At 49.7% G+C, this 24,055-nt stretch carries 25 protein-coding genes; 16 read left to right on the forward strand and 9 right to left on the reverse strand.

The window, feature by feature from the left end:
- Nucleotides 1-2: 2 nt before the first annotated feature.
- The 3 genes from AC01YT_RS00085 to AC01YT_RS00095 are packed head-to-tail and all read right to left on the reverse strand — an operon-like array spanning nucleotide 3 to nucleotide 2,536.
- On the reverse strand, nucleotides 3-857 hold the full coding sequence (locus AC01YT_RS00085; RefSeq protein ID WP_476672010.1) for a sulfurtransferase: 855 nt from the start codon (nucleotides 855-857) through the stop codon (nucleotides 3-5).
- 12 nt (nucleotides 858-869) lie between these two features.
- Nucleotides 870-1,517, reverse strand: a complete 648-nt coding sequence (locus AC01YT_RS00090) for a nitroreductase family protein (protein WP_476672012.1) — start codon at nucleotides 1,515-1,517, stop codon at nucleotides 870-872.
- 11 nt (nucleotides 1,518-1,528) lie between these two features.
- Nucleotides 1,529-2,536 (reverse strand): P1 family peptidase, encoded by a 1,008-nt coding sequence (locus tag AC01YT_RS00095; RefSeq protein WP_476672014.1) that lies wholly within the window; start codon nucleotides 2,534-2,536, stop codon nucleotides 1,529-1,531.
- Nucleotides 2,537-2,636: 100 nt separating this feature from the next.
- Here AC01YT_RS00095 and zwf point away from each other — a divergent pair, with 100 nt between their 5' ends.
- On the forward strand, nucleotides 2,637-4,136 hold the full coding sequence (gene zwf, locus AC01YT_RS00100) for a glucose-6-phosphate dehydrogenase (protein ID WP_476672016.1): 1,500 nt from the start codon (nucleotides 2,637-2,639) through the stop codon (nucleotides 4,134-4,136).
- Between the two features lie 83 nt (nucleotides 4,137-4,219).
- Here the strand turns inward: zwf and AC01YT_RS00105 are convergent, their stop codons facing one another.
- Nucleotides 4,220-4,738, reverse strand: a complete 519-nt coding sequence (locus AC01YT_RS00105) for a hypothetical protein (RefSeq protein WP_476672018.1) — start codon at nucleotides 4,736-4,738, stop codon at nucleotides 4,220-4,222.
- Between the two features lie 60 nt (nucleotides 4,739-4,798).
- Between AC01YT_RS00105 and AC01YT_RS00110 the strand changes: the two genes are divergently transcribed.
- Entirely contained in the window at nucleotides 4,799-5,422 is a 624-nt protein-coding gene (locus tag AC01YT_RS00110; protein WP_476672020.1) for an SH3 domain-containing protein, read from the forward strand.
- A gap of 15 nt (nucleotides 5,423-5,437) precedes the next feature.
- Here AC01YT_RS00110 and AC01YT_RS00115 read toward each other — a convergent pair whose 3' ends face one another.
- The 3 genes from AC01YT_RS00115 to AC01YT_RS00125 form a co-directional block, all read right to left on the reverse strand.
- Entirely contained in the window at nucleotides 5,438-6,109 is a 672-nt protein-coding gene (locus tag AC01YT_RS00115; protein ID WP_476672022.1) for an alpha/beta hydrolase, read from the reverse strand.
- A 62-nt stretch (nucleotides 6,110-6,171) separates the two neighbouring features.
- On the reverse strand, nucleotides 6,172-6,312 hold the full coding sequence (locus AC01YT_RS00120; protein ID WP_476672024.1) for a hypothetical protein: 141 nt from the start codon (nucleotides 6,310-6,312) through the stop codon (nucleotides 6,172-6,174).
- A gap of 7 nt (nucleotides 6,313-6,319) precedes the next feature.
- Nucleotides 6,320-7,237 carry a patatin-like phospholipase family protein gene (locus tag AC01YT_RS00125; protein WP_476672025.1) on the reverse strand — a complete coding sequence of 306 codons (918 nt, stop codon included), beginning with the start codon at nucleotides 7,235-7,237 and terminating at the stop codon, nucleotides 6,320-6,322.
- A 172-nt stretch (nucleotides 7,238-7,409) separates the two neighbouring features.
- On the opposite strand from AC01YT_RS00125, the gene AC01YT_RS00130 reads away from it, so the two are divergent.
- Genes AC01YT_RS00130 through AC01YT_RS00185 form a run of 12 tightly spaced genes read left to right on the forward strand, consistent with a single transcriptional unit; the run spans nucleotide 7,410 to nucleotide 17,079 of the window.
- Nucleotides 7,410-8,663 carry an MFS transporter gene (locus AC01YT_RS00130; RefSeq protein WP_476672027.1) on the forward strand — a complete coding sequence of 418 codons (1,254 nt, stop codon included), beginning with the start codon at nucleotides 7,410-7,412 and terminating at the stop codon, nucleotides 8,661-8,663.
- 18 nt (nucleotides 8,664-8,681) lie between these two features.
- The gene (gene smpB, locus AC01YT_RS00135) at nucleotides 8,682-9,140 is read left to right on the forward strand and encodes an SsrA-binding protein SmpB (RefSeq protein ID WP_424914417.1); all 459 of its coding nucleotides are present in this window, start codon (nucleotides 8,682-8,684) and stop codon (nucleotides 9,138-9,140) included.
- Nucleotides 9,141-9,165: 25 nt separating this feature from the next.
- Complete coding sequence (locus AC01YT_RS00140) at nucleotides 9,166-9,876, forward strand: diacylglycerol/polyprenol kinase family protein (protein ID WP_476672029.1); 711 nt, start codon at nucleotides 9,166-9,168, stop codon at nucleotides 9,874-9,876.
- Nucleotides 9,877-9,883: 7 nt separating this feature from the next.
- The gene (hutH, locus tag AC01YT_RS00145) at nucleotides 9,884-11,416 is read left to right on the forward strand and encodes a histidine ammonia-lyase (protein ID WP_476672031.1); all 1,533 of its coding nucleotides are present in this window, start codon (nucleotides 9,884-9,886) and stop codon (nucleotides 11,414-11,416) included.
- A gap of 51 nt (nucleotides 11,417-11,467) precedes the next feature.
- A complete protein-coding gene (locus AC01YT_RS00150) occupies nucleotides 11,468-12,583 on the forward strand; it encodes a L,D-transpeptidase (protein WP_476672033.1) in 1,116 nt (371 codons plus the stop codon).
- 25 nt (nucleotides 12,584-12,608) lie between these two features.
- The gene (locus tag AC01YT_RS00155; protein WP_476672035.1) at nucleotides 12,609-13,328 is read left to right on the forward strand and encodes a cytochrome c biogenesis CcdA family protein; all 720 of its coding nucleotides are present in this window, start codon (nucleotides 12,609-12,611) and stop codon (nucleotides 13,326-13,328) included.
- Nucleotides 13,329-13,331: 3 nt separating this feature from the next.
- A complete protein-coding gene (locus tag AC01YT_RS00160) occupies nucleotides 13,332-13,871 on the forward strand; it encodes a TlpA family protein disulfide reductase (RefSeq protein ID WP_424914085.1) in 540 nt (179 codons plus the stop codon).
- Nucleotides 13,868-14,896: a DUF2085 domain-containing protein gene (locus AC01YT_RS00165; RefSeq protein ID WP_476672038.1), complete on the forward strand. Its 1,029-nt coding sequence runs from the start codon at nucleotides 13,868-13,870 to the stop codon at nucleotides 14,894-14,896. Before AC01YT_RS00160 ends, AC01YT_RS00165 begins: the two co-directional genes overlap by 4 nt.
- 31 nt (nucleotides 14,897-14,927) lie before the next feature.
- Nucleotides 14,928-15,710, forward strand: coding sequence for a peptidoglycan editing factor PgeF (pgeF, locus tag AC01YT_RS00170; protein WP_476672039.1), 783 nt, complete (start codon nucleotides 14,928-14,930; stop codon nucleotides 15,708-15,710).
- A gap of 14 nt (nucleotides 15,711-15,724) precedes the next feature.
- Entirely contained in the window at nucleotides 15,725-16,450 is a 726-nt protein-coding gene (locus tag AC01YT_RS00175) for a YggS family pyridoxal phosphate-dependent enzyme (protein ID WP_476672040.1), read from the forward strand.
- A 26-nt stretch (nucleotides 16,451-16,476) separates the two neighbouring features.
- Complete coding sequence (locus AC01YT_RS00180; protein ID WP_476672041.1) at nucleotides 16,477-16,743, forward strand: YggT family protein; 267 nt, start codon at nucleotides 16,477-16,479, stop codon at nucleotides 16,741-16,743.
- Between the two features lie 6 nt (nucleotides 16,744-16,749).
- Entirely contained in the window at nucleotides 16,750-17,079 is a 330-nt protein-coding gene (locus AC01YT_RS00185; protein ID WP_476672042.1) for a DUF167 domain-containing protein, read from the forward strand.
- On the opposite strand, the gene AC01YT_RS00190 is transcribed toward AC01YT_RS00185, so the two are convergent.
- The gene (locus tag AC01YT_RS00190) at nucleotides 17,069-19,549 is read right to left on the reverse strand and encodes a HEAT repeat domain-containing protein (RefSeq protein ID WP_476672044.1); all 2,481 of its coding nucleotides are present in this window, start codon (nucleotides 19,547-19,549) and stop codon (nucleotides 17,069-17,071) included. The two genes, AC01YT_RS00185 and AC01YT_RS00190, sit on opposite strands and share 11 nt — an antisense overlap.
- Before the next feature lie 3 nt (nucleotides 19,550-19,552).
- Complete coding sequence (locus AC01YT_RS00195) at nucleotides 19,553-20,254, reverse strand: zinc ribbon domain-containing protein (RefSeq protein ID WP_476672046.1); 702 nt, start codon at nucleotides 20,252-20,254, stop codon at nucleotides 19,553-19,555.
- A gap of 29 nt (nucleotides 20,255-20,283) precedes the next feature.
- Between AC01YT_RS00195 and AC01YT_RS00200 the strand changes: the two genes are divergently transcribed.
- Nucleotides 20,284-21,861: a hypothetical protein gene (locus AC01YT_RS00200; RefSeq protein ID WP_476672047.1), complete on the forward strand. Its 1,578-nt coding sequence runs from the start codon at nucleotides 20,284-20,286 to the stop codon at nucleotides 21,859-21,861.
- Nucleotides 21,858-24,014 (forward strand): hypothetical protein, encoded by a 2,157-nt coding sequence (locus tag AC01YT_RS00205; protein ID WP_476672048.1) that lies wholly within the window; start codon nucleotides 21,858-21,860, stop codon nucleotides 24,012-24,014. The genes AC01YT_RS00200 and AC01YT_RS00205 overlap by 4 nt, the downstream gene beginning before the upstream one ends.
- Nucleotides 24,015-24,055: the final 41 nt, after the last annotated feature.

The following is a 24,055-nucleotide window of genomic DNA, read 5'->3' on the forward strand; positions in this document are numbered from 1 at the left end:
GCTTATTCTGTTCCAATGGCAATAGGATGGTTAGGGTCGCGAATCCATTCGCTCCACGAACCGACGTACAGGCGAGCTCCATGCAGCCCCGCAATTTCCATTGCCAGTATGTGGTGGCATGAGGTTACTCCAGAACCGCAGTAAACGACTACCTGCTCAGGGGATGTGCTGCCAAGCAGTGCAGTGAATTCTTCTCGCAGTGTCACAGGAGATTTGAAGGTGCCATCTGGGTTCAGGTTGTTTTGGTGAAAGCGGTTAACAGCACCTGGGATGTGACCGGCAACTGGATCAATGGGTTCAGTTTCGCCGCGATAACGTTCGGGGGCTCGCGCATCAATGAGTAAAAAGCGAGGTTGTTGGAGGTGTTGTTCAATCTCGGCAGTAGTGACAATAAAGGATAGCTTCGGTTGAGCACGGAAAATGGAGGGTGAGTTGGTGTGTACGCCTTTTTCAACTGGGAACCCTTGACGTACCCAATGATCGAAACCGCCATCCAGTACAGCTACTGCCTCGTGATGGAAGAATCGCAATAACCACCACAACCGAGCGGCAAAAGCCCCGCCAACCGTATCATAGACCACGACTTGTTTGGTAGGGTCAATTCCCCATTGGCTGAGCCGTCGACAAAATGCATCCGGATCCGGCAGCGGATGGCGTCCGGTCAGGGGGGTGCGAGGTCCTGAAAGGTCACGATCCAAATCGGCATAAACCGCCCCGGGAATATGGCCTTCCTGATAAGAAAGAAATCCCCAATCTGATTGCATCAGGTCAAAGCGACAATCTACAATAACCCAATCTTGGTGGTGTAAGCTAGATAGAACATCCTGCGGAGAAATGAGCGTGGTGTAGATTGCCATATGGTTAGCCCTTCAGTTGGATGGAGAATTTGGAGGAATGGGATGCGTTGTGGCGGTAAATTCTGAGGTCGGATACGGGGTGTCCCATGAAGTGAGGAATGCGATAGAGGAAAGCGGTAGACGCAGGCGGGGAGAACGTTCCTTTTCCAGGATATCCGCAGGGAACCCATCCGTATCTTTAGCCGGATATCCCACAGCCAACATTACCACCGGGGTATAACCTGGGGGAATGTTGAAGTAATTACGCGCTTTTTCGGCGTCAAAACCTCCCATAGGTCGAATGTTCAAACCTAAGGCAATAGCCTGGAGGATAAGATTTTCGTTAGCCATGCCTAAGTCATGAAGGGCTTTCGGGTTGGGGCGCCCATCAGGTCGGATTTCCTCAGCAACCGCGAGGATTAATAATGGGGCATGATTAGCCCATTTCTGATTTCCGGGGGTTAGGCATTCGCGTGCTTTATTGAGTGCTTCTGGATTGCGCTCATCAAAGATGAGGTAGCGCCAGGGTTGCAAATTGTTGCTAGAGGGAGCAGACCGTGCAGCTTCCAGCAGTAATTGAACCTTCCAGGGTTCGATTGGACGCTTTGAGTCCATCAGTCGTGAGGAACGACGCTGAGCAATTAGCGGGTGAAGTTCAGGGTGTGGCTGATAGATTTCCATAGGACGCTCTCTTATGCTTGGAGTGATGCTGCGGAAGGTAATCCTGCGGCGGGCTCGGCATATCGTACCGCGTTTAAGATGGCTTCGGCCACAACTTGGGCAGCGAAGGCACCCACAATATTAACATCGGCATTACGCTCCCCGGTGGCAAGGGCAAAAATCGTATCCCCATCAAACATGGTATGGGCGGGCCGAATGGTTTGGGCAAGTCCATCCTGAGCCATTTGGGACACCCGGGTAACCTGCTCTTTATTCAAACGTGCATTCGTGGCAACGACCCCAATGACAGTGTTTTGACGCGTAGCAAACTTAAATGCAGTGCGACCAACCAGGCTACGCATTACATGTAGAGTATTGGCAAATGTTTCGGTTTCACCGATGCGTTTCGGGCCGATATAAAGTGGGCGGGCACCAGCAAGGATTTGACCGTTTGCGGGATTGATCACATCGCCCAAAGCGTTAACGGCAACAATAGCTCCGACGATAACGCCGCGTCCTATCTCGACGCTGGCTGTGCCCAAGCCGGATTTCATGGCTTGCCGAATACCCAAAATTTTTCCAACAGTGGCGCCCATACCAGCCCCAACGTTCCCTTGGGCTGTATTTGGTGTTGTAGCATTCAGGCAAGCTTGGTATCCCATGGCTGCATCCGGGCGGATTTTGGGGTTGCCCACATCTAAGTCAAAAAGAATGGCGGCGGGGACAATAGGGACATGGGTTACACCGACATCGAAACCGATTTGGCGTTCTTCCAAGTAACGCATCACGCCACTGGCGGCGTCTAAGCCAAATGCTGAACCTCCCGCCAACACTATGGCATGCACTTTTTCGACCAAATGCACTGGGTGAAGTAAATCTGTTTCGCGTGTGCCTGGCGCGCCGCCACGTTGGTCAACCCCTGCAGTCGCCCCTTTGGGACAGAGAATGACGGTGCAGCCGGTCAGTGCTTCTTTGTCATGGGCGTGACCTACTAGAATTCCGGGGATATCGGTAATAGAGTGGTGAATGTGGCTCGACATTGTCAATCTTTGCACTATAATTTGGATTTATATAGTTGATCTGATTATAACAGCCCGATTATTTTCTGAGGATGAGACATGCTAGGTTTTGGAGGTAATCATGACACCTGCGCGCAATGAAGAGCCTACTAGCGGAGCCATTGCCTTTGTCGTTTTTGGGGTGACTGGCGACCTAACCCGACGGAAGTTAATTCCGGCGCTTTATGAACTGTCTTTAAGCGGCCGTTTACCTCAGCCGCTATACATCCTTGGTTTTGCCCGCCGGGATTGGTCGGACGAATTTTTGCGTGAAACACTGCGCGAGGCAGTTGTGTCCTTTGCGCGTACCCAGCCGATTAGCCAGCCAGCGTTAGAACGTTTATTGGCAAATGCTTATTATATCCGCTCGACATTCGAAGATCTCGAAGGATATCACCGTTTGGCATCGCTTCTCAAATCACTGCGAATAGATCATGTTTTATATTATTTGGCCACTCCCCCCGAAGAATATGTAACGATTGTCCGACTCATCGGTGAAGCCCGCTTGAACAAACGAGGTAATGGTTGGACGCGCATCGTCATTGAAAAGCCTTACGGCAATGATCTTGAATCGGCACAGGCGTTGGAGGCAGAAGTACATAACGTTTTCTCCGAAAAACAAGTTTATCGGATTGACCATTATTTGGGAAAAGAAACCGTCCAAAATATCCTGGTGTTGCGCTTTGCCAACGCCATTTTTGAGCCTTTGTGGAATCACAAGTACGTAGATCATGTCCAAATCACCGTTGCCGAAACAGATGGTATTGGTACACGTGCTGGTTACTATGATCGTGCTGGTGTAATCCGTGATATGTTTCAAAATCATTTATTGCAGTTACTGACCCTAACGGCCATGGAAGCCCCATGGGCATTCAATGCCGACGCAGTGCGGGATGAAAAGGTCAAGGTGCTGAAAGCCTTGCGCCCCTTGCGTGGAAAAGAGGCGTTGGCGAATACATTCCGGGCTCAGTATGTCTCTGGGTTTATTGAAGGTCAGCGTGTGCCGGGCTACAAAGATGAGCCAGGGGTGCCTGCGAATTCGATCACGGAAACGTATTTAGCGGTACGTCTTTTTGTTGATAATTGGCGATGGGCGGGTGTACCGTTTTATCTGCGTTCAGGCAAACGCCTTCCGGTGCGGTGCACGGAAATTGTGATCCAATTCCGCCAAATGCCGCTTTCGCTGTTTAACTGGCATAATGTTGCTGGCGAAGCCCCGAATGCACTGGTGCTGCGCCTTCAACCCAATGAGGGCATTGCACTGGAGTTCGGTGCAAAGTCACCTGGGCCAGTCAACCAAATCACGCCGGTTAAATTGGAGTTCAGTTATCAAGAAACGTTTGGAGTGCAACCCCCCGAAGCCTACGAGCGATTGCTTTTAGATGCTCTTCTGGGTGATGCCACATTATTCACCCGTTCCGACGAAGTGCTGGCCCAATGGGCGTTTACTTCCGAGATTTTAAAGGCATGGCAGGAATACCCTGTGCGCAATCTCCCGGTTTATGAGTCGGGAACATGGGGGCCTCCAGGAGCGGATGATTTTATCCGTCAAGATGGTCGGGCGTGGCGCAATTTGGTCTAAATCCTGATTGCGTTACTCAGATGTGCATCGCATTGGTGGCATTCGGCGGCTTGGGGGAGAGAGTAGCCAGCCCCACAATTAAATCATGGGGGTGAGAAGGTCGCTGGTAGGGGAGCACCACAGGCTATGCAATGGGTGTTTTCGGGTGGATTAGGCGTTCGGCAGTATTCGCAGACAGGGCGACTAAGGGCTTGGCTGATCTGCTCACTGGCACGATGAAGATGGGCGGTGGCTTCAATCGTTTCCCAAATTTCTTGCGTTAATTGTAAAGATTCAATGTCTTGGGCCAAATCATCAATGCGTTCTAGCAATTGCCATGGATTGCGCAGCAGGCTGAGTACCGTAACCCCCAAACTGGCCGCCACATCCCATATGGCTTGTTTACCCACCTGAACGATCACGCCCTTGGTGATCCTTTCAAGGGTAACACCGATAGCCGTTTGGCCTCCCGATCGCGAGTCTTCGCGGGTGGTGATTTGCAATGCGATTTTGGGTCCATCGCCAATCTGGTAAACACGATAACCGCCTCGATCAAAGCGTATTCTCAAGGCTTCGGCGATGTCTTGAGGGGTAATTTCTCCGTAGTAAACCCGCTGTTTCATGATTGAATTGATTATAATCGGACACAGATCAATTTGGAGTAAGGTTAAAAGAGGAATTACATGCGAGTCAAATATTTTCGGGCACCGATAATCCTGATTATCGCAGGAGTAGCGTTTTTTCAACCCGCTTTTTCCGGTTTGAGTGTTCAGGCACAAATTCCCACTGTGGATATTCCGACTGTAACTAGTACGCCGAGCGGCCCCATGGTTACGGTCAAACCCGGTTTAGGTGAGGATTTTGTCAATGTGCGTTCAGGTCCGGGAGGCGTTTACCCGCGGATCGGGGTTCTATTATTGGGGCAAAAGGTACCTGCCAAAGGACGCTCGCCAGGCGGAGAATGGATTATGATCGAATATCCAGGGGTTCCGGGAGGCGTGGGGTGGGTCTATGCCCCTCGCGTGGATGTTACACCAGGTTTTGAATTGCCGGTAGTTGAACCGCCTCCCACGGTAACCCCACAAACAACGCCGACCATTGATCCTACCCTGGCAGCCCAGTTTGTGTTTACCCCCCAACCCACCCGCCTGCCAACGTTTACCCCAGCCCCCTCACTGGTGGTGCCAACCTTTACAGATGCCGGTGCTTCGGGTAGCGCGATAGGGATTCCGGCAGGTTTGGTCATTGTGATTTTGCTCTCGGTGGGAATTCTGCTGGGAATTTTCGCCTTTTTACAGGGGCGTTAGGAACTCTCAGGTTATTCAAGAAGGGGTATTAGCATCTAGAAACTCGCGCATGACTTGCAAGCACTTGGCGCTGACTCGGTGTCCAACATGGTCTAAGCAAGCCTGGATATCGGCTCCGGCGATTTCGAGCCATTTCAAGCATTCTTGGGCTCGCTCGAAAGGGACGATGTCATCATCATAACCGTGGGCAAGAAAAATGGGCTTTCCGGAGAGCAAGCCCGGGCGGAGGGCGTTTGTCCCACCTCGAGGTAGGAAGCCGGAAAGTAGGATCAGCCGATTGATCTGCTTAGGGAACAAAATGGTGAACGTAAGAGCCATGGCTGCCCCTTGACTAAAGCCCATAATGTCTATCGGTGCTTTGGGGAAAGAAAAATACTCCCACCAGTTTTCCAGATCATCTCTTAATTTCAAGGCGGATTGTGCGAACACTTCCCAGGGGGCGGGTCTTTCAGGGGTGGGTGGAACCCAGGCGTATCCCCCGGGTTCTGCCGGGAATGGAGCGCGGGGTGCTAATATACAGCGGGTGGCAGGTAGGCGACGGATGAACACGTCCATGGAATGCTCATCCCCTGTCCATCCGTGGAGAACCAACAAGGGCGGGGTTAGGTGAGCATCGGATTGAGGTAGAAGGACTTTGAGGATTCGATCTTCAAACTGATAGATACGAGCACGTTCAGGAGCGATCATGTTTACAATCCAATCCCATATGGCAAGAGTTAGTAGAATCATTCCTATCGGCATCAATACAACTAAAAGACACAACAAGCCAAAACCGGCTCAGGAAGTCCATAACGCCAGGTGATTAGACCCAAGCCGATAATGAAGATGAATAGTCCGCCAAGGATCAAGCGAAATGTTGTTTGCCGGGCATAGTGGCGTAGATCACGCATTTGAGTACTATTCTTCCAGGGGATGAATGATCTCAGGTGGAGGTGGGCTTTGGAAGCGACGCAGTAAGCCATGTGGCCAGGAAAGTGCATGATGAATGGCATCAAGAGAATTTTCTACGGCTTCTTCACCTGCTTTAAATAAAATGCCTGGCTCCACTTTATCCAGAATCCCAAATTGGTTGACTTCAGGACGTAAGATCACATCGGGCTTTTCAACTTGCATGCGAAGTTCTGCTAACATGCGTGAAGTAATATCTATGGCTTGAATGTAAATGCGAAAGGCTTGACTGAGACGCAAGTTAGATATTTGGCTCAGAAGAGGGGGAGGGAGCGGAGGGGTGGGGATGGGATTGAAATCGGGTAATTCCTGCCATTTTTCCGGTACCGGTGAAAGACATACGGCGATGATTGGAAGTTTGGGGGCTAGCCAACGGGCTACAGCTACTGGTACCGGGTCAAGCACACCGCCATCTACTAATTCGGCAGGTCCGATTTTCTGAGGAGGGAAGATACCGGGAATGGCAATTGTGGCTAATACGGCGTCTAGAACCGAGCCTCGGTTTAGCACGTATTCTTGCTTTGTATGCAGATCAACAGCCGTGCAGGCGAAGGGGATCAGCAAACGCTCGAAGGTTAAACCGGCCAGAAAACGCTCCAAAAATGGAGCAACCTGACCTAAACCCAATAATGATGGGCCGTCTTTTGGACGACGTGCAAAGTAATTAATGCGGTTTAGGTCGTCAAGAGCTTCGGTCAGCTGGCTGACAGAATAACCAGCGGCGTACAAGGCACCCACGACTCCCCCAGCGCTGGTGCCGGCAATGGCCTTGATTTTGATCCCTTCTCGCTCTAAACGATGGATGACTCCCAAATGGGCAATTCCCTTAACCCCTCCGCCCCCTAAGGCCAGCGCAATTTCGCTCATCGCAATTACCTCCCTTTGTTTTATGACCAACTTTGTATGCTAAGGCCATTATAATCCCAACGGTTAAGAGAAATGTAAGGTGCTTGGGAGAGGGTAAAGTCCTCAAAGAACGAGTAGAATTGAAGGTTGATTTTCTATGGAAGTGGGTGAGGTCATGAGGGGTCGTCTGTCCATGTTTTGCTGGTTGAATTTGGGAGTGCTCCCCGCAGAATATCGGGGAAATTTTATTCATCTGATCGCCGATGTTGCCTGGTTTGGCGTTCTAAACGGGAGTTCCCTTTCTTTTCTCACCATTTATGCCACTCGGGTTGGGGCTTCGGCGGAACAAATTGGATGGATCAACGCGGCACCAGCTCTAATGAGTTTACTTTTCGCCTTACCAGCGGGTGCGTTACTTGAACAACGTTTCGTGCACCCAATGGTGGTTCGAACGGCGGTTGTACACCGCTTGTTATATTTGATTCTTGTCTTCCTGCCACTCTGGGGATCAACCTCAATCCAACCTTCTGTATTAATCGGACTAATCTTTCTCTTTTATATACCTGGTGCTGCACTTTCGGTTAGTTTTAATGCCTTATTTGCAGAAACCGTTCCAGTAGATTGGCGAGCATGGGTGGCGGGGATGCGAAATGCGGCATTTGCCGTCGCTACCATCGTTTCCTCGCTGATTTGTGGTTGCATTCTGAATATTTCCCCCTTTCCAACGGGGTACGTCTGGGTTTTTCTGATCGGGGTCATTGGGGCGGCAATGAGTACCGTGCATTTGTATTTTGTGCGCGTGGTAACGAAGGAAAGCCACGGAATGGCGAGAGAGAACCCCCATCCGTTATTGGCCACTTTTGGGGGGATCATTGCCGATTACAAGCGGGTTTTCCATTTTGAGATTCTTCACACCCCATTTCGTCACATCTTGTTGATTATGTTGGGATTTCACCTGGCCCAGTATTTGCCTGTTCCGCTCTTTCCAATCTATACTGTCAAGGTGCTTGGAATTTCCGACCAATATATTAGTCTGGGGAATGCGCTTTTCTTCTTAAGTGTGTTTGTGGGCTCGACCCAACTCGTGCGAATTACCCGGGTCTTGGGCAACCGTGGTACTACTGGGCTTGGTTTAATGCTCTTAAGTGGGTTTCCAACGTTACTGAGTATTGCGCATTCACCGGCAATTTATCTATTGGCTAACCTCATTGGGGGGGCCGCCTGGTCATTGGCGGGTGGAGCTTTGTTTAACTATCTGCTCGATCGTGTGCCGGAAGAAGCACGAGGACCTTCGCTGGCCTGGTTTAATGTGGTTGCTAATGCTGGCGTGTTGCTCGGATCTCTGGTAGGTCCGTTGGTCGGTCAATGGTTGGGATTACCTCTGGCGCTCTTGATCTTGGCTGGGGTGCGTTTTTTGATGGGTTGGGTGATCATTCGCTGGGGCTAGATGTGTTAAAATGCAGATATGAGTATTAAGATTGTGGCGACCAACCGCAAAGCAAAGTTTGAGTACTTCCTGTTGGAACGTTACGAGGCGGGAATTGCCTTACAGGGTAGCGAGATCAAGTCTGTGCGAGCCGGGCAAGTCAACCTGACTGATTCGTATGTTCAGGTAGATGGGCGCGAAGCCTGGTTGGTCAATGCTCACATTGCCCCTTACGACAAAGCCAGTCGGTTTAATCACGATCCCAAACGACCGCGGCGGTTGCTTCTCCACCGGCGTGAAATCCTGGAACTCTGGAACGCCGTACGCCAAAAGGGTGTAACCATCATCCCGGTTCAAATGTATCTTAAAGACGGACTGGCTAAGGTGGAAATCGCTATTGCCAAAGGCAAGAAACTTTACGATAAACGCCATGATATAGCTAAGCGTGATGAAGAGCGCGAACTGGCTCGAGAAGAGAGTCGTCGCTACCGACTTTAATTAAATTATTCCCCCATTGAGGATTATGCTCCATAGCAGTTTTTTGGCATTCCTGATCACACTTTTATTGGCACTGGCTTGGTTGAGATTGAATAACTTTATGGTAGCACGGGGCTGGGTGAGCGGCCCGGTGAGTCGCAAAATCATTCATATCGGTACCGGTCCAATTTTTGTTTTGTGCTGGCTTTTGTTTCCGGAGTCTTATTCATCGCGCTTTTGGGCTGCACTGATCCCTTTGGGAATTACGGTTCAGTTTCTATTGGTAGGACTAGGGTTGCTAAGGGATGAGGCGGCAGTAGTCGCCATGACCCGGCACGGGTTGGCGCGCGAAATTTTACGTGGTCCGCTCTTTTATGGAATCGTATTTGTTCTAGTAACAATCTTGTATTGGTATGATACACCTATAGGCATAGTTGCCCTTATGCTTCTTTGTGGTGGAGATGGGTTAGCCGATCTTGTCGGCAAGCGTTTGCCCAGTTCCTCGTTACCCTGGTCGAGGTCGAAGACGGTGGCTGGTTCATTGGCGATGTTAGTTGGCGGTTTGGGAATGGCGGCATTTATTTGGGGTGTTTTCATCCTAGTGGGGGCGATTGATTCTTCCGCATCGGATCTGTTTGGTCCTTTGTTGGGCGTTGCCTTCGTGGCGACGACGATTGAATCTTTACCCTTTCTAGATATTGATAATCTCACTGTGCCGGCAGCAGCAATTTTGGTGGGATACCTTCTTTTGAGTTGAGGTTAGCATGATTGAAATTGATGGTCATCATTTGACAATCTCGGATGTGGTAGCCGTTGCGCGTCGAAAAGAGCCGGTTTCACTTTCAACGGCGGGGAGGGAGGCCATTTTGCGGTCTCGCAGTTGGCTGGAGCAGATCTTACGGGAGGACAAACCGGTTTATGGCATTAACACAGGTTTTGGAATCTTTGCCGAACAGCGCATTAAACCTGAAGCCAGGGATCGTTTGAGCCGAAACTTAATTCTCAGTCACGCCGTTGCAACTGGAACTCCGTTTTCGGATGATATTGTGCGTGCGGCGATGCTGATCCGAGCCAATACCTTAGCCCGTGGCCACTCAGGGGTTCGCATGGAAGTGGTTGACACTCTAATAGAAATGCTTAATCGTGATGTCGTTCCTGTTGTGCCCGAACAAGGCTCTTTGGGATCTTCAGGTGATCTTGCTCTACTCTCTCACTTGGCATTGGTGTTTACTACCGATCCCGAAGATCGTGCGGAAGATTCAGGGTGGGCTCGTTTCAAAGGTGAAATGCTGCGGGGAAAAGACGCAATGGAAGCGGCGGGACTGAAGCGCTTGGTTTTGGGAGCGAAGGAAGGATTGGCTATTAATAATGGAGCCACTTTTTCGGCGGCAATTGCGGCTCTAGTCCTTTACGATACCAAAAACCTTTTACGTACGGCTGAGGTGGCTTTGGCCATGAGCCTGGAAGCGATTATGGGTTGTATTGATGCTTTTGATGTCCGGATTCATGTTGCACGTGGACATCCGGGGCAGGAGAAGGTAGCCGAGCACATACGTCATCTGACCGCAGGGTCCACGCTGCTAGGTCGTGCGCAACGGGTTCAGGATGCCTATTCACTGCGCTGTGCTCCCCAAGTGCAGGGGATGGCATGGGATACTTATGATTTTGTGACTCAAATTATCGAGCGCGAGATAAACGCCGCTACAGATAACCCGCTTCTTTTTGAGGGTGGAGCCGTGCTCTCAGGAGGTAACTTTCATGGGGAACCGGTAGGTATGGCGATGGATTTTTTGGGTATCGCTATGGCTGAAGTTGCGGCGATTTCTGAGCGTCGTATCTTCCGATTGACCGATGGAAAACTCAATGGCGGTCTTCCGCCCATGCTGGTGGACTTTCCAGACGCAGCGGGGTTGAATTCCGGGTTGATGATGCCTCAATATACAGCTGCCTCGTTGGTGCTAGAGAATCAGACCCTGGCCCATCCGGATAGTGTGCACTCACTTCCAACCTCGGGCGAACAGGAGGATCATAATGCAAATTCGACCACGGCTGCTCGGCATGCGCGGCAAATCGTTCTCAATACCGTTCAGGTGATTGCAATCGAACTCTATACTGCGGCCAGGGCGCTTGACCTTCGCCTGCGTCAATACCCTGATGCTCGGTTGGGTCAAGGAACTCAAGAGGCGTATAGTCTCCTGCGCAAATACGTGCCCTATCAGGCCGGGGATGCCTGGTGGGGACCAGAAATTGAAAAGGTGCGACTACTGGTTGAAGAAGGCATTTTTGCGCAGTTCTAACCGTGTTTTAATCCTGGAAATTTGACAAAACCTCTGAGCCGGGGTATCTTTATGGGCATGAATTTCTGGTATCAGCCAGTCTCACGACGAGATTTCTTGAAGTTAGGGGTGCTGACGTTGGGATCGCTGGCTTTGCGGCCTTGGATAGAGTGGCAGCAGTTGGCTTCAGATTGGCCGGATGCAGAACGCTTAGGGCGGATTTGCGTTGGGAAGGTAGATATTCGCGCCCGACCTTCGGCAAACAGCCCTTCTGTGGGCGCGCTCTATGAAGATGCGGTCGTTGTATGGTTGCGCGAAGTGGTGGGCGAGGTCCCGGCAGGACGTCAAAGTCGCCGTTGGGTTGAAACGCCAGATGGGTATATCTATGCGCCTAGCGTTCAGCCGGTGCGAAATTTACCGAATACACCGGTAAATGAATTGCCTCAAACCAGTCTGGGCAAGGGGATGTGGGTTGAGGTTACTGTTCCTCATGTTCAGATTTTCCTCGAGAATCGCGAGCCCGCTTCACCATGGTTAAAGTATGTGGTTGAGCATGGGCTTATTCCGCGTTTGTATTACAGCCAAATCCTATGGGTAGATGGCATGACGACGAATTCCCATGGTCAAGTCCTCTATCGCATTAATGAACGCTATGGCCCTGGTGATGTTTTCTGGGCCGCAGCGGAAGCGTTCCGCCCCTTGACGGTTGAGGAACTAACCCCGATTAGTCCGGAAGTTGAGGACAAACGCGTTGTGGTGGATGTAACGCCAACGCGTCAAATGCTTTATTGTTATGAGGGAAAAACTGAGGTATATGCGTGTCAAATTTCTTCTGGCGCTAAGTGGGATGCGGCAGGAAATCTGGTTGAGAAATGGGGTACGCCGTTGGGGCCGCATCCAATTTGGCGTAAAGCTATCTCGATTCATATGAGTGGGGGGCAAACTGGCACCGGGTATGATCTACCGGGTGTGGCGTGGACAACGCTGTTTACCGGTGAAGGTGTAGCCATTCATTCCACATTCTGGCACAATGATTTTGGCACCCCACGCTCTCACGGATGTGTGAACTGCGCTCCGGAGGATGCTAAATTTGTCTTTCGCTGGACAAAACCGATTGTCCCATATGACCCTGGCGATGTTACCGTCAGTATGCCTGGGGGGACGATTGTCGAGGTTATTGAGGCTTAAAAATCAAACGTTTTTGAGGTGTTCGATGACAGAGGTGAGTGCAGGATTAGCGTTTTTGGCTGGATTGGCTTCTTTCCTATCTCCCTGTGTGTTTGGTCTTATCCCAGCATATGTGGGCTATCTCAGCGGGCGCTCGGTTGCGAGGATTCAACAAGAGGGGGTGCCCAATCGCCTGGAAACGTTTTTACACGGTGTAGCCTTTGTTTTTGGGTTTAGTTTGGTGTTTCTTACCCTGGGTCTGGCCCTTTCCGCAGTAGGAAGTTTGTTATACGACTTACGAGTATGGATTGCTCGTTTAGGTGGTATCATCGTTATATTGTTGGGACTACATATGACGGGGTTGCTACGTCTCCAATGGCTCGAGTATGACCTTCGACCGCGAACACCTCTTGATCAGCGAAGGAGTCTATTTTCTTCCGCTTTTCTGGGGATCTCGTTTTCTGCTGGTTGGTCACCTTGCATTGGCCCTGTTTTAGGGATGATATTGACCCTGGCAATTAATCAGGGATCGGTCGCAAATGGGTTATTCCTGTTGGCGATGTATTCATTGGGATTGGCTATTCCATTTCTAGTGGCTGCGTTGGGGATTGGGTGGGTGGTTACCATCCTCCGCCGTTACCGAAAGGTGATACATTATGTTGAGATCGCGATGGGGGTGATTATGATTGGTGTTGGGGTTTTGCTTTTCTTGGGAATTTTTAACCAACTGGCGCAATTTGGCTTTTTTGTCGATTTAGGGTTGTGAATTGTGAACCGCCTTGTGTCTTCACGGTTATGGTTGGGGTTGGTAATAGGGTTGGCCTTGGGAGCGTTGGTGGGTGGGGGGATTTTTGGGCGTCTGGCCTATCTGTTCGCATCTGACAGAATCGAGGTGGGTTACTCCGTTCCGGATTTTAATTTATCCTCCCTGGATGGTAAGGCTACGAGCCTTATAGATTTTAGAGGACATCCGCTAATTTTGAACTTTTGGGCTTCTTGGTGTGATCCTTGCCGTGAGGAAATGCCTTTGCTTCAGCAGGTATATGAAGATTTAGGGGATAGAATTTTCGTTGTAGGGATCAATTACGCCGAGTCATCTTCACAAGTCTTATCTTTTATCCACACCATAGGGGTGACCTTTCCTGTTCTCTTGGATTCGAAGGGTGAGGTTGCCGAACGCTATCAAATCGCGGGTTTTCCAACTACCTTCTTTGTGAGTTCAGAAGGAAAACTGGTGGCTTATCATCTGGGGGAACTAACCTCGGATGCACTAAGCTCCTACTTGCGGATGTTAGGGGTAGAACCATGATTATTGTTACTGTGTATCGCACGTCGTCATGTCCCATGTGTGATGAGGTACAGAGGGTTTTAGAAGATCTTAGGGAGACTTTTGACCTGCAAATTACGGTTATTAATGTGGATAATAGCGAGGGTTTACGCTCCCTGATGGGTGAAATTTATCCAATTGTAGAAATTGGCCCTTACCGATTGCGCCCTCCTGTTGATCGCCAATCTCTTGAAATTGCGCTTGGTGCAGCTCGTGATCGCCAATCTCAATTGCAACAACTGGGAGCGGGGGAAAAACAAAACCAGGTAAACAGGTCAACCCGATGGAGTGCTGCCGATGCCCTCTCGCTCTGGTTGAGTCGCCATTACCTCGCTGTTTTCAATTTCTTTTTGCTTCTTTATGTTGGTATCCCGTTTCTTGCTCCTCTGTCTCTTAGGTTGGGCTGGAACCGGTTAGCCAATGCTATTTATACGGTTTACAGTCCCTTGTGCCATCAACTGGCGTTTCGTTCTTGGTTCTTTTTCGGTTTGCAACCCTATTATCCGCGTGAAGCAGCTCATTTGGACGATGTGGTTTCATATGAAGCGATTACGGGGACCAGCGGTCTGGACTTGAGGCGGGCACGGGCTCTTACGGGAGGTGAATCTTTAGGGTACGGGGTGGCTCCATTGGGCTTCAAAGTGGCACTTTGTCAGCGTGATGTGGCGATTTACGGTTCGATGCTGCTCTTTGGTCTGGTATTTGGGCTCACTGGAAGACGATGGAGGCGCCTTCCCTGGTATCTTTGGGTCCTGTTCGGTTTAGTGCCTATTGCACTGGACGGGGTTTCACAATTACCGGGTTTGATTCCCTTTCTCTCCCAATGGTCGCTCGTGCGTGAGAGCACCCCGTTGTTGCGCACGATCACCGGGTTTCTATTTGGCTGGATGACGATGTGGTATCTTTATCCTATTATTGAAGAGAACATGCGAGAAACGCATGCCATTCTGCAAGGCAAGAAGAGGCTTGTGGCTCAAACAAGGCAGCACGAGTCCATTTCTACATAAGAGCCTATTTCTACGTTAGGTGAATGAGACGATGGGCTTTGTTCGTCAAAATGGTCTGGTCTACTATCAATTTGATATTTTTCCGCCCGCGGTTGTTCATGGAGTTTTTACCCGCCTGGGGGGTGTTAGCCCGGTACCGTGGGCCAGTCTTAACTTGGGGGGGAATCTTGGGGATACCCGTGAAAATGTCATCGAAAACCGGCGGCGCATCTTTGAAGTTGTCAATCGTAAGGTCGAGACAATTTTTGATGTATGGCAAGTACATAGCGATATTATTGTTTGCACGGATCAACCGCGTCCCTTGGATGCGCCTCATTCTCGAGCGGATGCTATTTTGACTCAGAATCCCAACGTGACTTTATTTATGCGGTTTGCCGATTGCGTCCCGATCCTCTTGTATGACCCCGAAAATAACGTTGTAGGATTAGTGCACGCGGGATGGAAAGGCACACTTGCGGCGGTTACATACAAAGCAATTGAGGTTATGCGGATGAAATACGGTAGCATTCCGTCAAATATCCTGGCTGCTATTGGTCCCTCTATCGGACCAGATCACTATGTGGTTGGGCCCGAGGTTATTGAAGGTGTTAAGCGAACCTTTCAAGAAGACTCAGAAGCCTTGCTAATTCAACGAAATGGGCGAACGTATTTCGACTTGTGGCAGGCAAATACACTGTGGCTGAGAAAAGCAGGAGTCACTCAGGTGGAAATAGCAGGTTTATGCACGGCTTGTGATACCCATCATTGGTACTCCCATCGCGGTGAAGCGGGCCGAACTGGTCGCTTTGGCGCATTGATAGCGTTAAATTCCTGATGGAGGCATTGAAGATGACCTTGGAGGCCAGTGTTATTCGTGAGAACTATTTCAGGGTTTTAGAGCAAATTCACCAAGCCGCAAGTCGAAGTGGCCGTAATCCCGCACAAATCCGCTTGATCGTTGTTACCAAAGGTCAACCGGTTGAAGTTATCTGTGCAGTGGTGGAAGCCGGGGCAAAGGATTTGGGTGAGAATTATCCAGAAGAAGCCCTTCCAAAAATAGAGGCTCTTCAGGGTTATTCTCTTAAATGGCATATGATCGGTCATTTACAGAGCCGGAAAGCCAAACTTGTTGCTCAATATTTTGATTGGTTTCAGGCGCTGGATAGCCTTCGCCTGGCTCAGAAATTAGAGCGAGTGTTGACTGAACAGGGGCGACGATTACCGGTCTTGCTTGAATTTAATGTTGGGGGAGAAGAGAGCAAATCAGGGTGGCGAGCTGAAAATCCTGATTCTTGGTCAGAGTTATTACCAGAGATTGAACAGATTTTGGTTACATGTCCTCACCTTGAGGTCCGAGGCATCATGACCATGCCCCCGTTAGCGGAAAATGCCGAGCAGACACGGCGGTATTTTGTCCATTCACGACGACTGCGCGATTTTCTGGCTCGGGCGTTTCCAAGTGTGTCCTGGGATGAGATATCAATGGGAACCAGTGCAGATTTTCCGTTGGCAATTGAAGAAGGGGCAACAATGGTGCGAATTGGCCAGGCAATACTAGGCCCACGGCCTGAATAAAAACAATATTGCGAGAGGATTAAACGATGATTGGGTTGCTAATACAATTGATCCAAGCCCTTTCCACACTTCTGGTGATTGTGGTTATTGTGGATGTTGTGCTTTCTTATTTTCTTTCCCCTTTCCATCCAATCCGATCTGCACTTGATCGCATTGTAGAACCCTTGTTGACACCAATCCGTCGTATTGTTCCACCAGTCCAGATGATTGATTTTAGTCCAATAATTCTCGTTATTCTTATCCAAGTGGTTGAGTGGATACTCATTGGGGTGCTAAGTAATATGCTCAGGTGACGCCCGATGGGACAGAAGGAAAAACCTCGCTTTTCTCAGCCTAAACGTGGTGCTGCGCTTACTTTATGGGTGAAAGGTGGTGCAGGTCGGGATTACGTTGAACACATCACCGATGATGGGGTCGTGGTTGTCGCGTTACACGCTTCAGCCACTCGGTCCGATCAATTGAATGACGCTCTGTTGGCGTTCTTGAGCAGTATTTTGGGGGTAAAGCAGGCTGAGTTGGAAATTGTCGCTGGCTTTGAAAGTGAGCAAAAACTCGTTGCCGTCTTTGGTCAAGAACCTGAAAAGGTAGATCAAGCGCTAAGGAGGGCACTGCAAAAACCTAGTTTGTGATTTCTGCTATAGGTTCGGAAAGGGAAAGTGCCCACAAAGTGTAGTATGCCATATGGCGCACTTCGGGATTGTCGTGGTGTAAAAGAGTTTTCAAGGGTTGAACATAAATTGAACGGGGTTGAGCGCGAATCATAGCCATCGCAGATAGTTTTTCATTATCATTGCCCTGAATTAGGGCTTGCAGAAGTAGCGAATCTACAGGTTCTCCGGGCGTAATGCCTTGTCCTAATTTAGCAGCAAATGCAATCAGCCATGGCGTGTCATGGGGTGGGATTGTAGACCGATGTAGATATAAATGGGCTTGGTGAAGGCTTTCTAAAGCCTGGGTGGCAGCATTTCGTACGACCCACTGGCTGTCTTCTACAGCAATACGTTCTAATTCTTCCGCGACCCAGGGGGCTTGCAAATTTGCGATACCAATAACGGCTGCCCGCCGCGTGAGAAGATCTTCAACAGATAAGGCTTCTTTGAGGTGTTCTTCACCGCTAGGGATGATGTTAGCTAATGCTTCAGCCGCGGCGAGACGGAGGGCTTCGTCTCCGAAGGTAAGGGCACGTAACACGGCTTCTTCAGCCAAAGGGTCCCGGTATTGAGCCAGCGCAAAACAAGCCCCCACCCGAACCATTTCTTCAGAATCATTCAATAAGACTATGAGATCCTTCAATGCCCCAGAATCCCGCAAAAAACCACACCCTAAAGCAGCATAAAGACGATGAGCGGATGTGTTGGCTTTAAGCCATTGGCGGAATAATAGGGTCAAGGATGGATCATTTGTAGTAACACAGGCAGCCAATCCCTCAAAGCCCGCTTCAGGATTTTCTGGTTCGCTTTGCAAAGTAGGGAGGATGCGCTTCATCAGGAATGAGCGAATAGGGGCATTGCGTGGGGTTAAGCGTGCCCAGTAAAAAGCACGGTACAAGGTATGGACTGAATCCCCGTTTATCCATTTCTCGAACCAAGGCATCTCGGGGTGAAGAGCAGCGAAATGGTAAACCAGCGTATCTTCAGCGCTCCAAAGAGGTAGCCCGGGTGTTTCTGGTAGCACAACAAGGTGACGCGCGGCCAAGAACGCCATGATATGAGGATGAGAAAAGGCGAGCCGTTCATTGCTGTGTTCGCGGAGAAGCCCTGCATCCAAAAGCGCCAGCAGGATTCGATTGCCGGGTCGGGCGGATCTATTCGGGGATGTGGAAGTCGGGCTCTTGACGATTTGCTCTTGATCGTTGGATGAAGACGCCACGCTTGCAATTTGCAGTTCGGAAACCGCCTGTTCAATTTCGCGCGGAGTGAGAGCGGGTTTACGGCTCTCGATAAATGTGCGCGCAAGCGTGCTTAATGAGGTGACTGGAAGGCTAGGACCGCAAAGGCGGTTGATGTAGGCGTCAATCGCATCTGGAACTGTGCTCGATAGGTCGCCGGCTAGAAGCGCCCAGATAAAAAGCGTCCACTCTAATGGAGAATAGGTGGGGGTCGTGTCTACCCAACCTCGAACCAGAAGATCATCTAGAGGGACAATATTTGTTTTCTGTGAGGTGGGGATACCGATATGCTGATTCCACAACCGGCTCCAACGGTTTACAAACGCTTCCACTTGATCATGTGTCCAGGTGGCTATGGGCAGAGGCTCTATCCCGGGCTCAATTAGACCATCCAGATATAAATCAGAAGCACTCAGCACAAGTCGGGTATATGGGTAATTGGTAAGCAGAGATTGGAGGTAAGAGGTCGCAGTATTAAGCATCTCTGGAGGAAGTTCGTCCAGACCATCTAGAAGGAGCACTGCATCTCCGTCCATGAAGGCGCTTTTCAAAAAACTGAGCAGACGGGGTTGTGAGGTCAGAGGTAAGAAGCGAGTCAAAGCCCGATAGATGGGGTCTAAGGGGTCTATGGTAGAGGATATAAAAGGCTCTATATCAAGATAGTGTAGAAAAATTGGGGTAAGGTTGGTGGCAAAACTCGGGAGACCTTCACGGCGCGCCAAAATTGAGGCAAGATGAGCCAATGCAACAGTCTTGCCGCTCCCGGGTTTTCCCACGATGGCAATTCGCTGCCATTGACTGAGTGCCTGAATAAGAGATAATGTGGTAGCCCCGAAGCGCGAAATGAATTCAGGCCATTGAGGTAAGGGGGGAAACAGTTGCTCGTGGATGCGGGGTAATCTGGTGTCAGATTCACCCGTGGGCGGTTGGGGTGGGGCCAGTAATCGCGGCGGGATAATGACCTCATCCAATGCGAATAAGTTGGCGGCGAGGTGGTTGCATTGGGCGCGGCGTAAGGCATCTTGACGAATCGCAAATTCGGTGCCAACAAGTTGGCGTTGTTTGAAATGTTTAAACCACTGCTTTAATCCTTCGCGCAGATTAGGCCATTCTTTTCCTAACCGTGAGAGGACGAACCAGAACAGCGTTCCAGTTAAGAATCCGATCCAAAACGAGAGACGGTCGAGTTGTAATCCTAAAAAGTTACGCATAGTCTATCCAGCGTAAAGGATGCGTCCGCATGAACTGCAAAACACCAGTTGATGGGGAAATCGTGCTGCTTGTCGTTCAGCGGGGGTCAGGGTAGAACCGCAGGCAGAACAGGTATCGTCTTCTACAGTGGCGACAGCGATTCCACGCTTGCGTTCGCGCAATTGCTGATAGATGGCTTGGTTAGTGGGTTCAATTTGGTTGAGAATCACCTCACGTTCACGCAGCAGCCGTTCGCGATTACGGAGAAGGTTTTCCAATTCACCGCGCAGACTGGCATGTTGTTCGGTTTCCGTGGCAAGAGCACGCTGTAACTGGAGTTCAGCCTGGCGATACTCGGCTTCGGCTTGTTCGAGTTCGATCATAGCCTCCAGTTGGCGATCTTCGAGGGCGCTCAGAGCACGTTTTAGGGCTTGCACCTCATTTTCTAGATCACGTAATTCTTTGGGAAGTTTGACCCTTCCTGAATAAAGATTTTCTTCGCTTTGTTCCAGTTTTATCCGTTTGGCCTGTGCGTCTTGTTCAATTTTTCTGAGCACCTGTTGCTTTTGTTTGAAGACTGTATCAGCCTCCTGAAGAAGGTGTTGAGCTGCCTCAACTTCAGAATGGTTGGATAATAGGGCATTTATTTCCTGAGCCCGGGTTTCGATCTGATCAAGTTGCGAGTCAATTTTCTGCAGTTGGAGAAGGTGAAACGCTTGGCTCATAGGATGCTTTCCGAACCTTTAGGGTGATCATGATGAAGCGTTTGCTTCGCCAAGTTCATTTTAGTATACTTCATAACATGGGCGTACGTCGTTTCCCATGGATAGGCAGTTTGCTTGTTTGGGGTTTGACCGGACTGCCTTATATTTTAGCAGTCCTCATTTCATCCGAAGAACGTATTTTTACAGGCTTTTTGTTTAATCCTATTGATGGTTACTCCTATTTAGCGAAGATGTACCAAGGATTTCAAGGAGAATGGTTGTTTCGTCTGCCGTTTACTGCGGAAGCGCCCCCTTCAGGATATCTTTTTGTCTTCTACCTTGCATTAGGGCATTTAGCCAGATTGCTGAATATTCCTCTAATTGGTGCGTTTCACGGTGCCCGTTTGTTCTCAGCATGTGTTTTCATGCTGGCATTGTGGCGATTTCTTAACTTAGTTTTACAAGACACAACCAGAATAACTTGGGTATATTACTGGATTTTATTAGGAACAGGGTTGGGGTGGTTAGCGACCTTGTGGGGAGGTTTCACGCCGGATTTTTGGCTGGCTGAGGCTTTTCCGTTTCTCTCTATGTTTGCGAATCCCCATTTCCCTATGGGTCTAGGATTGCTTTTGTTTTATTTTTCAGTCTTTCTCCAATCCTCAGGTAAATGGGGGTTTATTGTGTCCTTATTATTGGGGGCGAGTTTGGGCGTTATTTTGCCTTTTGGGGTTGTTGTCGGCGGTGTTGTGAGCGCTGGGTATAATGTGTGGTTGTGGCTGTGCCGTCACCCTATTAGGGTAAATTCCCTACTTGGTTTTAGTTTGGGTGGCGGAATGCTTCTCTTTTATCAATATGTAACGGTGTTGCAGGATCCATGGCTGCGAGAGTGGAATGCTCAAAACCTTACCCCCTCTCCCCCTTTATGGGATTACCTCATTGCCTTTTCTCCGGCTCTTGTGTTAGCAATATTAGGGGCCGTTAAGCCAAAACTTGAATCCCAAGTAAACTTTCCTTTCCTGGTGGTGTGGTTTGCTGTCGGATGGCTCATGGCATACAGCCCATGGGCACTGCAACGACGCCTTTTGGTCGGGTTTTACATTCCAATTGTGATTCTTGCGGGTCGTGGGAGTGTGTGGCTTGAGCAATGGAACAAGAGGGTTGGAAGATTACTGGGGAGGGTGGTATTTGCACTATCTTTACCTACGACGGTGATCATTATTTTTTCAGGGCTCATGGCAGTTGCTAATGGACATCCTTTATTAACGCTGGATAAGGATGAATATTGTGCTCTAGAGTGGATTGAGACTCACACGCCCCAAGAGGCGCTTATCTATGCTGCGCCTGAAACAGGGTTAATTATTCCAGCTTTTACCGGAAGACGGGTCATATATGGCCATCCTTTTGAGACGGTGGATGCCAAAGTAGAGCAGAGTTGGGTTGTTGCTACACTCAAGACCGCGGGTTCAGACTCGGATTTCATTCGGCACCTACAGGAACGTGGGGTAGATTACATATTTTGGGGAACGCGGGAGCGTGATGTGGCTAAGCTAAACGCGCTCTCCTCGGTGCCTATTGTGGCTCAGTTTGGTGAAATTTACGTGTATGGGGTGCCGACTAAACCATGAGAGCAAAAATTAGACGTGGACTGCTAATCCGTGGAATATTGTTGATCCCGCTTCTTCCTTGGTTACCCCAACTGGGGAAATGGCCTTTTCCTCCCGAGTCAACCTATACCGATGCTCTAATTGCGCATTATCCGGGCGCGTGGGAGATTGCGCATTCGTTGCGCAAGTGGGGTGAAATCCCTCTGTGGTTGAACGCGTTTTTGGGCGGATATCCCTTGGTAGCGGATCCCCTTAGCAGTCTTTGGTACCCTCCCGCTTGGTTGACTCTGTTGTTCCCCTCTCCATGGAGTTTTAACATCACTCTCGTTCTCCACCTTCTCTTTCTAGGACTGGGCATGTATCGCTGGTTAAGGCTGGAAGGGTATAACCGGTATGCCTCGATGTTAGGGGGATGGACCTTGATGTTGCTTCCCAAAATTTTTGCTCACTGGGGAGCAGGCCATTACACCTTAATCTACGCTTTTTCGTGGACGCCATGGGTTTTGGTGGCCGAAAAGTTACGTCAGCATTATGCAAAACAGGTATGGCCAGCATTCTTTTTCCCGGGATTGGTTTTAGGTTTGGGATGGCTGGCCGACTTGCGGTGGGGGGTTGTGTTAGCCGGATTGTGGTTGGGGTATGCAGTCTTAGGGGGGCGAGAACATTTACAAAGAAAGAACATCCGCCAGATTGGAACTTATATTATCCAACTCATATGGGGATTCATGGTTGCGGCACCTTTGCTTTTACCCTTGCTAGAATGGTTGCCCTTAACCACACGAAGTGAATTACACCCTTCTGAGGCATTGACGTATTCATTACCCCCTTATCATTTGATTGGGTTGCTGTTTCCCGGTTTTGGGCGGGCGCATGAATGGGTAACGTATTTGGGGATGGTCCCAATTAGCATGTTGGTGTTAGTAATTGGTGTGCCCACTCTAAGACACTCACTCAGAGGTTGGCTCATTTTTGGGGGGGTGGCCATGCTTGCGGCGCTAGGGTCTTATTTTCCAGGGGTGGAAATATTAATGCGTTTACCCGGGATAAGTTTACTCCGGGTTCCTGCACGCCTCTGGTTTGTAGTGGGTTTTGTGGCTTCGCTTTCTACTGCGGCTGGGGTAAATTGGCTCATGGCATCACCCCGCGTGCTACGTCCTGATATTATCCTTTGGTTGAGCGGTTTACTGGGATTTATTGTATTTTTGACTCTGGGGTGGCGTCTTCTCTTTGGGGAGATCCCTCTCTTAATGCTCTTTGGAATAGTCCTGTTAGCCGCGGCGGTACTGACTGTTGCCCTGTGGGAACGTCAGCGGCTAAAGAGAGACATAGGATGGACAATATTAGCTTTACTGTTACTTGTAGATTTGGAAATCGTAAACAGGACTTGGATCGCTTTTCACCCCGAAGATGAAATTAGGGAGAAAACATCCAATTTGGTCACCTTTTTCCGTCAGGACAATGGGATTTTCCGTATCTATTCACCCTCTTTTTCATTGCCGCAATATATTGCCGTACGAAACCAACTGGAATTGGCAGATGGCGTTCATCCCTTACAGTTGAAACCCTATGTAAGGTACATGAGCATGGCTACCGGTGTTCCCGAGAAGGGTTACTCGGTTACTTTGCCCCCGTTTTTAAGCGGTGACCCTGAGGTAGACAATCGTTTTTACTTTCCCCGTGCGGATTGGTTGGGGTGGTGGAATGTTAAGTATGTGGTTTCGGCTTTTCCTTTACAGGTAACTGGATTGGAATTGATCACCCAAATTGATGGTCAATTCATTTATTTGAACCGGCGTGCTTTCCCGCGCGCATGGATTCAGTCTGATCTTTTCTGGCCGCCTCGGATTGAGGGGGAGGCTGAGATCATTCGACGATCACCCAATGAATGGAAGATCAGGGCACAAGGGCCAGGATGGTTGATTTTAGCCGAGGTGGCATATCCTGGTTGGGAGGCCTCGCTGGATGGCCAGCCGAGAACGATGCAATCCCTTCAGGGGCTTTTTCGAGCAATTGAGGTTCCCGTGGGAGAGCATGTGATTTCTCTTAGGTATAAACCTCGTCTCCTGATTTTAGGAATAGCGTTTGCGGTTTTTGCCTGGGGTGTGGTCCTAATGACTCCAATCGTGAAGCGTATCTCTATGCGTGATGCGTGGGGTAAGAGTAGAAAACCTTAGATAAATAAGTGAGTGATAAAGGTTCATCATTAAAAATTTCG

This window comes from Thermanaerothrix sp., from assembly GCF_056331585.1.